This is a genomic window from Polaromonas sp. OV174, from assembly GCF_900112285.1.
In the GTDB taxonomy this organism is placed as follows: Bacteria; Pseudomonadota; Gammaproteobacteria; order Burkholderiales; family Burkholderiaceae_C; genus Polaromonas.
The window spans coordinates 40139-53250 of sequence record NZ_FOKZ01000002.1; the positions used below are offsets into that span (position 1 = coordinate 40139).

Annotated in this window: 14 protein-coding genes and 1 tRNA gene; 1 reads left to right on the top strand and 14 read right to left on the bottom strand. The window is 59.6% G+C overall.

Going from position 1 to position 13112, the window contains the following annotated elements; all coding sequences use genetic code 11:
• Positions 1-2 precede the first annotated feature (2 nt).
• The 14 genes from nuoE to tsaD form a co-directional block, all read right to left on the bottom strand.
• A complete protein-coding gene (nuoE, locus tag BM160_RS01930; RefSeq protein ID WP_091999588.1) occupies positions 3-491 on the bottom strand; it encodes an NADH-quinone oxidoreductase subunit NuoE in 489 nt (162 codons plus the stop codon).
• A 17-nt stretch (positions 492-508) separates the two neighbouring features.
• Positions 509-1762 carry an NADH-quinone oxidoreductase subunit D gene (locus BM160_RS01935; RefSeq protein ID WP_091999591.1) on the bottom strand — a complete coding sequence of 418 codons (1254 nt, stop codon included), beginning with the start codon at positions 1760-1762 and terminating at the stop codon, positions 509-511.
• 23 nt (positions 1763-1785) lie between these two features.
• Positions 1786-2397, bottom strand: coding sequence for an NADH-quinone oxidoreductase subunit C (locus BM160_RS01940; protein ID WP_177218885.1), 612 nt, complete (start codon positions 2395-2397; stop codon positions 1786-1788).
• Positions 2397-2876, bottom strand: a complete 480-nt coding sequence (locus BM160_RS01945) for a NuoB/complex I 20 kDa subunit family protein (protein ID WP_091999597.1) — start codon at positions 2874-2876, stop codon at positions 2397-2399. Before BM160_RS01945 ends, BM160_RS01940 begins: the two co-directional genes overlap by 1 nt.
• Before the next feature lie 38 nt (positions 2877-2914).
• Positions 2915-3274 carry an NADH-quinone oxidoreductase subunit A gene (locus BM160_RS01950; protein WP_091999601.1) on the bottom strand — a complete coding sequence of 120 codons (360 nt, stop codon included), beginning with the start codon at positions 3272-3274 and terminating at the stop codon, positions 2915-2917.
• A gap of 109 nt (positions 3275-3383) precedes the next feature.
• A tRNA-Leu gene (locus BM160_RS01955) sits at positions 3384-3468 on the bottom strand.
• Between the two features lie 117 nt (positions 3469-3585).
• Complete coding sequence (secG, locus tag BM160_RS01960) at positions 3586-3996, bottom strand: preprotein translocase subunit SecG (RefSeq protein WP_091999604.1); 411 nt, start codon at positions 3994-3996, stop codon at positions 3586-3588.
• 33 nt (positions 3997-4029) lie between these two features.
• Positions 4030-4788: a triose-phosphate isomerase gene (gene tpiA, locus BM160_RS01965; protein ID WP_091999607.1), complete on the bottom strand. Its 759-nt coding sequence runs from the start codon at positions 4786-4788 to the stop codon at positions 4030-4032.
• 12 nt (positions 4789-4800) lie between these two features.
• The gene (locus tag BM160_RS01970; protein WP_091999609.1) at positions 4801-5787 is read right to left on the bottom strand and encodes an NAD(P)H-quinone oxidoreductase; all 987 of its coding nucleotides are present in this window, start codon (positions 5785-5787) and stop codon (positions 4801-4803) included.
• A 78-nt stretch (positions 5788-5865) separates the two neighbouring features.
• Positions 5866-7989, bottom strand: coding sequence for a polyribonucleotide nucleotidyltransferase (pnp, locus tag BM160_RS01975; RefSeq protein ID WP_092000406.1), 2124 nt, complete (start codon positions 7987-7989; stop codon positions 5866-5868).
• A gap of 243 nt (positions 7990-8232) precedes the next feature.
• Positions 8233-8499: a 30S ribosomal protein S15 gene (gene rpsO / locus BM160_RS01980; RefSeq protein ID WP_091999612.1), complete on the bottom strand. Its 267-nt coding sequence runs from the start codon at positions 8497-8499 to the stop codon at positions 8233-8235.
• 137 nt (positions 8500-8636) lie between these two features.
• On the bottom strand, positions 8637-9824 hold the full coding sequence (locus BM160_RS01985) for a pyridoxal phosphate-dependent aminotransferase (RefSeq protein ID WP_091999615.1): 1188 nt from the start codon (positions 9822-9824) through the stop codon (positions 8637-8639).
• Between the two features lie 35 nt (positions 9825-9859).
• Positions 9860-11125, bottom strand: a complete 1266-nt coding sequence (locus BM160_RS01990; protein WP_091999618.1) for a branched-chain amino acid ABC transporter substrate-binding protein — start codon at positions 11123-11125, stop codon at positions 9860-9862.
• An 80-nt stretch (positions 11126-11205) separates the two neighbouring features.
• Entirely contained in the window at positions 11206-12267 is a 1062-nt protein-coding gene (gene tsaD, locus BM160_RS01995) for a tRNA (adenosine(37)-N6)-threonylcarbamoyltransferase complex transferase subunit TsaD (RefSeq protein WP_091999621.1), read from the bottom strand.
• 103 nt (positions 12268-12370) lie between these two features.
• Between tsaD and BM160_RS02000 the strand changes: the two genes are divergently transcribed.
• The gene (locus tag BM160_RS02000; RefSeq protein WP_091999624.1) at positions 12371-13003 is read left to right on the top strand and encodes an ANTAR domain-containing response regulator; all 633 of its coding nucleotides are present in this window, start codon (positions 12371-12373) and stop codon (positions 13001-13003) included.
• Positions 13004-13112: the final 109 nt, after the last annotated feature.

Consider the following 13112-nt stretch of genomic DNA (forward strand, 5'->3'; position numbering starts at 1 on the left):
GTTTACTTCGCCTCGGCGGATTTGAGACCATCGATGAGCTGGTCCAGTTTTTCGTTGCTCATGAAGCTGCACATGGTGACGTCGTTGACCAGCATCACCGGTGAATCCGCGCAAGCGCCCAGGCATTCGGATTGCTGCAGCGTGAAAAGGCCATCCGCAGTGGTCTCGCCCATGGCAATACCCAGCTTGTGCTCCAGATGCTTGAGCGCCTTGGCGCCATCGCGCAGCTGGCATGGCAGGTTGGTACAAACGTTGAGCTTGTACTTGCCCACCGCCTGCTGGTTGTACATGTTGTAGAAGGTGGTGACTTCATGCACGGCAATCGGCGCCATGCCCAGGTAGTCGGCCACAAGCTGCTCGCTCTGGGCGCTGACAAAACCCTGCTCCTGCTGCACGATGGTGAGGCAGGCCATGACGGCCGACTGCTTTTGGTCCGCAGGATATTTGGCGACTTCGCGGTCGAAACGCGCTTTGGTTTGTTCAGAAATCATGGGGGAAGTCATGCGGTTTAGCGGTCAATTTCACCGAAAACAATGTCCATCGTGCCGATCACGGCAACGGCGTCGGCAATCATGTGGCCACGCGACATTTCATCCATGGCAGCCAGATGCGGAAAGCCTGGCGGACGAATCTTCAGGCGATAAGGCTTGTTGGCACCATCGCTGACGATGTAAATACCGAACTCACCCTTGGGATGCTCAACGGCGGCATAAGCCTCGCCTTCGGGCACGTGAAAACCTTCAGTGAAGAGCTTGAAATGGTGAATCAGCTCTTCCATGTTGGACTTCATGGATTCGCGATCGGGCGCCGCAATCTTGTGATTGCTGGTGATCACCGGGCCGGGGTTGACACGCAACCAGTCGACGCACTGCTTGATGATGCGATTGGACTGGCGCATCTCCCCGATGCGAACCAGATAACGGTCGTAGCAGTCGCCGGTCTTGCCCACAGGGATATCGAAATCCATGTGTTCATAGACTTCGTAAGGCTGCTGCTTGCGCAAATCCCAGGCGAAACCCGAGCCCCTCAGCATGGGTCCGGTGAAACCGAGATTGAGTGCACGCTCGGGCGACACCACGCCAACACCAACCGTGCGCTGCTTCCAGATGCGGTTGTCGGTCAGCAAGGTTTCGTATTCGTCAACCATCTTGGGGAAACGCTTGACAAAATCATCGATGAAATCAAGCAAGGAGCCCTGGCGGTTTTCGTTCAGCGCGTCAATGGCCTTGGCATTCTTGATCTTGCTGACCTTGTACTGCGGCATGCTGTCAGGCAGGTCGCGGTAGACGCCGCCCGGACGGAAGTAGGCCGCGTGCATGCGCGCGCCTGATACCGCCTCATACATGTCAAACAGCGTCTCGCGCTCGCGAAAGCAGTAAATCAAAATATTCATCGCACCGCAATCAATGCCGTGCGCACCCAGCCACAGCAAGTGATTCAGCAGGCGCGTGATCTCCGAAAACATCACACGAATGTATTGCGCACGAATCGGCACATCAACACCGGTCAGCTTCTCGATCGCCAAGCAGTAAGCGTGCTCGTTAGACATCATCGAGACATAGTCCAGCCTATCCATATAGGGCAAGGACTGGATGTAGGTCTTGCTTTCGGCCAGTTTTTCGGTGGCGCGATGCAACAGGCCGATATGCGGATCGGCGCGCTGGATCACTTCACCATCGAGCTCCAGCACCAGACGCAAAACACCGTGTGCGGCCGGATGCTGCGGTCCAAAATTAAGGGTGTAGTTTTTGATTTCAGCCATGTCGTATCTCTTGCCGGGACCGCTTACTGCAGGCCGCCGTAGTTGTCTTCACGGATCACGCGCGGCGTGATCTCGCGGGTTTCGATGGTGACGGGCTGGTAAATCACGCGCTTTTGTTCTGGGTCGTAACGCATTTCCACATGGCCCGTGGTCGGGAAATCCTTGCGGAAGGGGTGACCGATGAAACCGTAGTCGGTCAGGATGCGGCGCAGGTCGTTATGACCTTCAAAAACAATACCGAACAGGTCAAAGGCTTCACGCTCGAACCAGTTCACGGAATTCCAGATGCCATTGAGCGAATCGACGACGGGGAAATCGTCATCAGGACAAAACACCTTGAGCCTTACACGCTGATTCAGACTGACCGACAACAGATGCGAGACCACGCAATAGCGCAAGCCGTCGTACTGGCCGTCCCTGTACTCGGAGTAGTCAACGCCGCAAAGGTCAATCAGTTGCTCGAACTTGCAGCCCGGAGCATCACGCAACAGGGTTGCCGCCGCCAGGTAATCGGTGGCAGCGACGACGACCGTCACTTCACCGAGCGCTATCTTGACGCTTTTAGCGTTGGAGCCCAACACGGCAGCAATGGTTTCAGCAAGCTGCGCCATGGAAACAGGAGGAGATGACAGCATCAGGCCCTCGCAATCGTGTTGGTGCGGCGAATTTTTTGCTGCAACTGGATGATGCCGTACAGCAAAGCCTCGGCGGTGGGCGGGCAACCAGGCACATAGACATCCACCGGCACGATGCGGTCACAACCGCGCACCACGGAATAACTGTAATGGTAGTAACCGCCGCCATTGGCACACGAACCCATGGAGATCACCCAACGCGGCTCGGCCATCTGGTCGTAGACCTTGCGCAGCGCCGGACCCATCTTGTTGCACAGCGTGCCGGCGACGATCATGAGGTCGGACTGGCGCGGGCTGGGACGAAACAGCATGCCGAAACGGTCGATGTCATAACGTGCCGCACCGGCATGCATCATCTCAACCGCACAGCAAGCCAGACCAAAAGTCATGGGCCAGAGCGAACCGGTTTTGGCCCAATTAACCACCGAGTCGTAACCCGTGGTCATGAAACCTTCTTTGAAAACACCTTCAAGCGACATACCCGTACCTTTGTGGCAAAAACCTCAGGAGGTTTTTCTTATTCCCAGTCCAGCGCACCCTTTTTCCACTCGTAGACGAAGCCCACGACCAGAATGCCCAGGAAAATCATGACCGACCAAAAACCCACCGCGCCGATTTCCTTGAGCGCAACGGCCCAAGGGAAAAGAAACGCGATTTCAAGGTCAAAAAGAATGAACAGGATGGCGACCAGGTAGTAGCGCACATCGAACTTCATGCGGGCATCTTCGAAAGCCTCGAAGCCGCACTCATAAGGGGAATTTTTTTCGCTATCGGGCCGCACTGGGCCTAACAGACGCCCCAGGACCTGGGGCAAAACACCGACACCGATACCAACCAGAATAAATAGAAAGACAGGAAGGTATTGATCGAGGTTCATCTTGGACTCAACTTCTGGAAGGCGGCTTATGCAGCATGCTTACATAGCTTGTACCAGTTTGCCGCTTGGAGCGGTAGCATCGCCGGAGCGTTGCTACCGATGCTTTATCTGGTGCGGACGGCGAGACTCGAACTCGCACAGCTTTCGCCACTACCCCCTCAAGATAGCGTGTCTACCAATTTCACCACGTCCGCGATGTTTAACTGTCCGGATGGCATGAGGAAACTTTTCAGTTTTTTAGCTTTCCGAACAATCTCAGAGTTTACCCTGAAACTCAGTCGCTTCCAGCTGAAAGCGACAGCTTTATATGCTTATTTCGTCGGAATTTGCGCAGCACCGGATGCAGCGACTGCTGGCGGCACAGGAACCGCAGAAGCAGCGGCGGCTGGCGCCGTCGTTCCCGGGATTTGTGCCGCGCCGGAAGCAGCGCTTGCGGGCGCCGTGACTGCCACACCCTCCAGCACACTGGAGCTGGTGCGCGGCTGCGCACTGCCAAAGTAGGCCAACATCAAGGTGCAGGCAAAAAACAAGGCCGCCAAAATGCCAGTGGTGCGAGACAGGAAATTGGCACTACCGCTGGCACCAAACAGACTGCCCGAGCCGCCACTACCAAATGCCGCCCCCATATCGGCACCCTTGCCATGCTGCACCAAAATCAGGCCAATCATGCCCAGCGCCGACAGCATTTGCACAGCGAGAACAATGGTCAAAACAACGTTCATACTTACTCCTAATTTAATAGCGTTATGCGCCCGTCAAACCTGGGCTGCAGCAATAATTTTCAAAAAATCCTGGGCTTTGAGCGAAGCACCGCCTATCAGGCCACCGTCGATATCGGGCTGCGCCAGCAGTGAAGCCGCATTGACGGCATTCATGCTGCCGCCATACAGAATTTTCACACGCGCCGACTGGTCAGTTGCCGCCTTGAGCTGAGCCCGCAACACCGCATGAACCGCCTGCGCCTCTTCTGGTGAGGCGGTCTTGCCCGTCCCTATGGCCCACACCGGCTCGTAAGCCAGCACGATCTCGCTGATGCAGTGACCATTGCCGTGAATCACGGCGGCCAGCTGACGCTTGACCACCTCTTCGGTGCGACCCGCTTCGCGTTCGGTCAGTGTTTCGCCAATGCAGACGATAGGCGTGACGCCAGCGGCCAGCGCCGCCTTGGCTTTCTCCGCCACCAGCAGATCGGTTTCACCATGGTATTGACGGCGCTCCGAATGACCGACGATGACGTAGCAGCAACCCAGGTCCTTCAACATGCCCGCGCCAAGCTCGCCGGTGTAAGCACCGGATGCATGCGCCGACACATCCTGTGCGCCCACCTCTACGCATGACAGCGCAGCCTGGGCCGCTTTCAGCGCCTGCACTTGCGCCAGGTAAGGCGCCGGTACACACACGGCGACGTCGCAAGACGGTTGGCTGGTCAGCCCTTGCGCCAGCTCCGTGAGCAAGACCTCATTGGCAGCCAGGCTGCCATTCATTTTCCAGTTACCTGCAATCAGTTTCTTCATCTTGCTTGCCAGTTACCAGGTTAAGACGATTTTTCCGACATGCTGATTGGATTCCATCAGCGTGTGGGCCTTAGCCGCATCGGCGGCTGCAAAAGTGCTGTGGATTACCGGCTTGATGGCCGCGCTGGCCAATAGCGGCCAGACCCTGTCCTTGAGCGCCTTGGCAATCGCCGTCTTGAATTCAATCGAGCGAGGGCGCAGGGTTGAACCGGTCACCGTCAGTCGCTTGCGCAGCACCAGACCGGCATTGATTTCAGCCTTGATGCCGCCCTGTAAGCCGATGATGACCAGACGGCCATCCTCGGCCAGGCATTCGACTTCACGCGCCACATAGCTGCCGGCAACCATGTCCAGAATGACATCCACACCGCGACCATTGGTCAGCGCCTTGAGCTCGGCGACAAAGTCCGAGCTCTTGTAGTTGATGGCATGATCGGCCCCCAGGGCCAGACAGGCGGCGCACTTGTCATCACTGCCCGCCGTCACCAGCACGGTTGCGCCCAGCGCCTTGGCCATTTGAATAGCCGTGACGCCTATGCCGCTGGAGCCACCCTGGATCAACAGGGTTTCACCGGCCTGCAGGCGAGCCCGATCAAAGACATTGCTCCAGACCGTGAAGAAAGTTTCCGGCAAGGAAGCCGCCTCCACATCGCTCAAGCCTGCCGGCACCGGCAAGCATTGACCGACAGGCGCCACGCACAGTTCGGCGTAGCCGCCGCCCGCTACCAGGGCGCAAACCCGGTCGCCAATCTTAAAACCAGCCGCAGCCATGGCCTGCGCATCGCCAGAGACGATTTCGCCCGCAACTTCCAGACCGGGAATGTCAGACGCACCGGCCGGCACCGGATAGTTACCGGTACGCTGCAGCACGTCGGGACGGTTCACGCCCGAGGCAGCAACGCGTATCAACACCTCACCAAGACCCTCAATCGGAGCCGGACGCTCGCCCAAGCGCAGCACGTCAGGCGCGCCAAATGCGGTAATTTCAATAACGTTCATGGCTTATTTCAAATCATTTGTGCCGCCAGCGCCCATTTGACGAGCGCCAGCAGCTACAAAATCAATAGCAAATAAAAATCAACCGCGATCCTGGTCTTGATTCTGCGAAGGACGGTCCAGCAACACCTTCATGGACAGCTTGACGCGGCCCTTTTCGTCGGTTTCCAGAACCTTGACCTTGACGATCTGGCCTTCGCTCAGGTAGTCGGTGACCTTCTCCACGCGCTCGTGGGCGATCTGACTGATGTGCAGCAGACCGTCTTTGCCGGGCATCAGGTTAACCAGTGCACCGAAGTCCAGAATCTTGGTGATGGCGCCTTCGTAGACCTTGCCAATTTCAACTTCAGCGGTGATCTCCGCGATGCGGCGCTTGGCTTCATCAGCCTTGGCGCTGTCGTTGGATGCGATGGTGATGGTGCCATCTTCCTCGATGTTGATCTGGGTGCCAGTTTCTTCGGTCAGCGCACGAATGACGGCGCCGCCCTTGCCGATCACGTCACGGATCTTTTCCGGATTGATCTTCATCACGTAGAGGCGCGGCGCGAAGTCAGAGACTTCGGCATTGGCCTGGCCCATGGCTTCCTGCATCTTGCCCAGGATGTGCATGCGAGCTTCCTTGGCTTGAGCCAGAGCGACTTGCATGATTTCCTTGGTGATGCCCTGGATCTTGATGTCCATCTGCAGCGCGGTGATACCAAAGGTGGTACCGGCAACCTTGAAGTCCATGTCGCCCAGATGATCTTCGTCACCCAGGATGTCGGTCAGCACGGCGAAGCGGTTGTCTTCCTTGATCAGGCCCATGGCGATACCGGCCACGTGGGCTTTCATCGGCACACCGGCGTCCATCAGCGACAGGCAGCCGCCGCAGACCGAAGCCATCGACGAGGAGCCGTTGGACTCGGTGATTTCCGACACCACACGCATGGTGTAAGGGAACTCTTCTTTCGAAGGCAGCACGGCGATCAGCGCGCGCTTGGCCAGACGGCCGTGACCGATTTCGCGGCGTTTTGGCGAGCCAACACGGCCGGTTTCGCCGGTGGCGAACGGAGGCATGTTGTAGTGCAGCATGAAGCGGTCTTCGTAGTCGCCGCTCAATGCGTCGATGCGCTGCGCGTCGCGCTCGGTACCCAACGTGGTCACCACCAGTGCCTGGGTTTCGCCACGCGTGAACAGGGCCGAACCGTGGGTACGGGGCAGCACGCTGTTGCGGATTTCAATCGCACGCACGGTGCGGGTGTCGCGGCCGTCGATGCGTGGCTCGCCGGCCAGGATCTGGCTACGAACGATTTTGGCCTCGATGTCGAACAACATGCCCTCAACGGCGACGCCGTCAAACGCCACGCCGTCGGCCTTGAGCGCGCTCATGACTTCGGCCGTCACCACGCGGCAAGCTTGCGTACGAGCTTGCTTGGCGCGGATCTGGTAAGCGGCTTGCAGCTTGGCGCCGGCCAGTTCATTGACCTTGGCGATCAGCGGCAGGTCTTTGGCGGGTGCTTCCCAGGCCCAGACCGGTTTGCCGGCGTCACGAACGAGTTCGTGGATCGCGTTGATGGCGATATTGCCCTGCTCATGGCCAAACACCACGGCGCCGAGCATGATTTCTTCGGACAGTTGCTGGGCTTCAGACTCGACCATCAGCACGGCGGCTTCGGTGCCGGCCACGACCAGGTCCATCTTCGACTCTTTGAGCTGGGTCTTACCGGGGTTCAGCACGTACTGACCGTCGATGTAAGCCACGCGTGCGGCGCCGATAGGGCCGTTGAACGGGATGCCGGAAATCGACAGCGCGGCGCTCGAAGCGATCAGCGCGGGAATGTCGCCTTCAACTTCAGGGTTCAGCGACAGCACGTGAATCACGACCTGCACTTCGTTGAAGAAGCCTTCGGGGAACAACGGACGAATCGGGCGATCGATCAGGCGCGAGGTCAGCGTTTCGAATTCGCTGGGGCGGCCTTCGCGCTTGAAGAAGCTGCCGGGAATGCGGCCGGCGGCATAGGTTTTCTCAAGGTAATCAACGGTCAACGGAAAGAAATCCTGGCCGGGCTTGGCATCGGTCTTGGCAACCACGGTGGCCAGCACCACGGTGCCGTCCATGTCAACGATGACGGCACCGCTGGCTTGACGGGCGACTTCGCCGGTCTCCATCGTGACCTTGTGCTGGCCCCACTGGAAGGACTTGGTGACTTTATTGAAAATGCTCATATTCATTACTCCACTTGTTTTTCAGACACCCATGAGGCGTCGGATTAAGCACTAGATTCGCACATTAGGCAGCGCAAGGAGCCCGGAGTGACGGCAGACTGAACACGATGCCATTCCACAAAACACCTGAACTCAGGACTTTTCTTGTGGAATGACACAGCGCGTGCTCGTTTTGCCTTGCTCCGAAGTAAAAAACGCCTGAGCTAGTGAACTAACTCAGGCGCTTCCTATTGGGTTTAGCGATTACTTACGCAGGCCAAGCTTGGCAATCAGCGCGATGTAACGGGCCGCATCTTTGGACTTCAGGTAGTCCAGCAGCTTGCGGCGACGGCTCACCATGCGCAGCAGGCCACGGCGACCGTGGTGATCTTTGGCATGGGTCTTGAAATGGGGGGTCAGTTCATTGATGCGGCCGGTCAGCAGACCAACCTGAACTTCTGGACTACCGGTATCCGTAGCGGAACGGGCGTTGTCCTTGACGATTTCGGCTTTGATTGATTTTGCAATCATGTATTTTCCTCTTGCACCAAGTGCACTTGCGAGCGAAGCAGTGTTCCCACTATTGGGATTTGACCGCTTTCGTCGTGTTATCTGCCAGTCGCGCCGTACTCTTGCGAGTAGCCGCCACTGTCACGCAGAACCATGAATTATAGCTCAAGCCAATGCCTGAGCCTGGCCACGCCCTGCTCCAGCCTGGCCACGTCCCGGCTGGCAAAACACCAGCGCAGCCAGCCCTGTGCCGCCGGAGTTGGATTGACCATGAAGGCGTTGCCGGGCGCCAACCCCAGCCCGGCCTCGACCACCAGCCGCTTGGCGGTGTCCAGCGAATCGCCAAAACGGCTTTGGTCGGCCAGCCGGAAGAAGGCATACATACCGCCCCGGGCGGACGCGACCTCCACCCCCGGCACGGCTTGCAGCAAAGGCACCAGCGTGTCGCGGCAGGTTTTCAGATGTGCCACCAGCGGCGGCGTGACATCATCGGTTCTTTGCAAGGCAACCAGGCCGGCGCGCTGAATAAACACCGGCGCGCAGGAGGTGTTGAACTCGACCAGCTTGCCCATGTGTGGCGTCATGCTGGGCGGCATCACCAGCCAGCCCAGGCGCCAGCCGGTCATCAAAAAACTCTTGGAAAAGCTGTGCACCACCACCAGCCTGTCCTCGGGGGCGGCGATACCCAGAAAGCTGGGCGCGCAACCATTGGGCGTGGCTTCAAAGTACAGGCGCTCATAGACCTCATCGGCCAGAATCCAGGTCCCGGTGCTGCGGCAATGCGCCAGCAGGGTTTCCTGCTCGGCCCGACTCAAGGTCCAACCGGTCGGGTTGTTGGGCGCATTGACGATCAACAACCTGGTTTTTACCGTGATGGAAGCCAGCAGCTCGTCCATATCGAGTTGCCACTGCCCGGCCACGGGCTTGAGGCTGACGCATTTGACCGTCGCCCCCATGATGGCGGGCTGCGCCGTCAGATTGGGCCAGACCGGCGTCACGGCCACCACCTCGTCGCCGGCATTCACCAGCGCCTGCACCGCCAGCATCAGGGCATTGACGCCGCCCGAGGTGACGGCAATGCGCTCGGCCCCAATCGGCGCCGCGCCCGGACAACGCAAGGCGCTGGCGTAGTGAGCAATCGCCTCGCGCAACTCGGGCAGTCCCAGGTTGTGCGCATAAAAAGTCTCTCCCTGGCGCAGCGACGCCATGGCGGCCTCGCGAATGAATTCCGGCGTCACCTCATCGCTCTCGCCAAACCAGAACTTGAGCACGTCGTTGCGCCCCATGCCGGCATTGGCCACCTGGCGGATCATGGATTCTTCAAGATTCAAAACAACCTGTCTCATGCCTGTGGCCTTTCAGTGATGAGCTTATCGATGACTCAGGGTCTGACCATATTGCAGCTGGTGGGCTGCTCCGCGCGCTGCGGCGCAATGGTTTTGATGACGCGAAAACCGTAGCCCGAACCTTCGACATCAAACTTGACGCCGGGCGCGCCCTGCTTGCCCATCATGGCCACCTCCAGCGGTTGCTGGAACTGATGATCGGCGGCGCGCATGCTGCCCTGGAAACCGGAAAACTTCACCACGGCACGCTCCATCTGCGCCGCCACGGCAGCAGCTTCGGTCGCGCCGGCCTTCTCTATGCTCTGGGCCAGGGCTTCTATCATCAGCTGCATGCGCATGTGCACGTAATCATCCTGCGGCTTGGGGAAACGCTGGCGGAAGGACTGATAAAAGGCCTCGGATGCCGCGCCCGGGGCATTGGGGAACCAGTCGGCCACGGCAATCACCTTGCCGACACCGGCATCGCCCAGCGCCGCTGGCACGCCCAACGCGTTGCCGTAAAAGGTGTAGAACTTGCCTTCGTAGCCAACCTCTTTCGCGGCCTTGATGAGCAGGGTCAGGTCATTTCCCCAGTTGCCCGTCAGCACGGCTTGCGCACCGCTGGACTTGATCTTGACGGCGTAGGGAATGAAGTCCTTCACGCGCCCCAGCGCATGCAACTCGTCACCGACGATTTGCACGTCCGGGCGTTGCACGCCTATCTGTTTGCGCGCCTCGCGCAGCACGGCCTGGCCAAAACTGTAGTCCTGGCCTATCAGGTACACCTTTTTCAGTGCCTTGTCGTCCTTGAGCACCTCCATCAGGGCGGCCATGCGCATGTCGGCATGGGCATCAAATCGGAAATGCCAGTAGCTGCATTTTTCGTTGGTCAGTATGGGGTCGACCGCCGAGTAGTTGAGGAACAGCACACGCTTGCCCGGCTCGCGCTCGTTGTGCTTGTTGATGGCATCGATCAGCGCCGCCGCCACCGACGAAGAGTTGCCCTGGGCAATGATGTTCACGCCATCGTCAATCGCCGAGCGCAAGGCCGCCAGCGCTTCCTCGTTCTGACCCTTGTTGTCATAGCGCTCTATCAGCAGATTGCGCGCGCCAGCGGGGAGCTTGACACCGCCGCGCGCATTGACGCGCTCGGTCGCCCACACCAGGTTGCGAAACACCGCCTCGCCGGTATTGGCAAACGGCCCCGACAGGCTTTCGATGAGTGCAATGCGCAGGGGTGGCGAACTGGCTGGCTGAGCCTGTACGGCCAGCGCCAGACCCAGGCCCAGGACCGCGAAGGTGTATTTGAAAAGTTTTTTCATGAAATGGCAGATTTCGTTTTGGGTTGCCGGATCAGGCCAAGCCTCAAGCCGGCGGCGATGAGGTCTAGCGTGTCAAGCGTTCAGCCGGCCAAGGCCGGCTCGCGCTGCAGCTCGGCCAGATTCCAGCGCGGCTTCACGTCAAAGGTATAGCCCTTTTGCAGCACTTGCAGATTCACCAGCCCGGCCTGCAGTCGCATGCCGGCGGCCAGCGCAATCATGGCGCCGTTGTCGGTGCAGAACTCCAGTTCGGGGTAATGCACGCGAATACCGCGCTGCTTGCAAGCGGCGTTGAGCTGGCCGCGCAGCAAGGCATTAGCCCCTACGCCACCGGCCACCACCAGGCGCTTGAGCCCGGTTTGCGACATGGCGGCCAGTGTTTTTTTGACCAGCACCTCGACGATGGCGGCCTGCGTGGACGCGGCCAGGTCGGCCTTGCGGCTGTCCAGCTCGGCGCCCAGCTTTTTGGCCTGCGTCAGCACCGCCGTTTTCAGGCCGGCGAATGAAAAATCCAGATTGCCACTGTGCAGCAAGGGCCTGGGCAGCTTGAATGCCGCGCCGTCACCGCCAAGCGCCAGCTTGGACAGATGCGGCCCGCCGGGATAAGGCAGGCCCATCAGCTTGGCCGACTTGTCAAAAGCCTCGCCAGCCGCGTCGTCAATGGTTTCGCCCAGCAGCTCATAGCTGCCGACACGGTCAACCCGCATCAGCTGGGTGTGGCCGCCCGACACCAGCAGCGCCACAAAGGGAAACTCCGGCGGATCGGCGCTCAAAAACGGCGACAGCAAATGCCCCTCCAGGTGGTGCACACCCATCACCGGTTTACCCAGGCTGGCGGCCAGCGAGCAGGCCACGCCCGCGCCCACCAGCAAGGCACCGGCCAGGCCGGGTCCGCGCGTGTAGGCAATCACATCCACCTCGGCCAGCGAGCGCTGCGCGCCTTGCATGACCTCCCGCGTCAGCGGCAGCACACGCCGGATATGGTCGCGGCTGGCCAGCTCGGGCACCACGCCGCCGTAGGCCTGGTGCATGTCAATCTGGCTAAACAGCGCGTGCGACAGCAAGCGCGGCACGTTCTGACCACTGGCATCGACCAGCGCCACGCCGGTTTCATCACAACTCGATTCAATTCCTAGGACTAGCATCGCCCAAGTGTAAGGTTTGAGCGAATCACCCCGAAATGTGGGCAATAGCACCAGACCAACAAGACCAGCCAATGGTCAGGCGCGAATCTTGCTTTTTCGGTGTATGAACTCCCCCCACTCCCTGCGCCTGGTCGTGATTGCGCCCGATCTGGTCGACCCCGACAGCGGGGACGAGGCTGCCCTGGCGCTGAGGGAACGCTCGCGCCAGTTGCGCATTGGCCTGCTGCAAGGCGGCTTCAACCTGATCGCCACGCTGCCGGCCGACACCTTTTTATGCCAGCGGCTGGCGCAGCTGCAGCCCGACATGATCATTGTCGATGCCGAAAGCGACGCCCGCGATTCGCTTGAACATGTGGTGATGGCGACGCGCGACGCGCGCCGCCCCATAGTGCTGTTTACCCACGACGACGACAGCCGCCACGTCAGGGACGCCGCGGCGGCCGGCGTTTGCGCCTATATCGTGGCCGGGCTGGAGCCGCTGCGCATACGCCCGGTGCTGGACCTGGCGATGGCGCGCTTCGAGCAAGAGCAGGGCCTGCGCCGCGAACTGGCCGATGCCCAAAGCCAGCTGAAAGAGCGCAAGCTGATAGACCGGGCCAAGGGCCTGCTGATGCAGCGCCAGGGCCTGTCGGAACCGGCTGCCTACGAAAAGCTGCGCAAGGCCGCCATGGACAAGGGCCTGCGGATGGGCGAGGTGGCGCAGCGCATGCTGGACATGGCCGAGCTGCTGGGCTAGGCCCACTCTGAAGCCGCCGAAATGGTGCGGCGCACAAAGACGGTGCAGCACACAAAAATCCGGCACGACACCGGCCCTACCGCCTTTCGCTATAAATTAAATAGCTGCC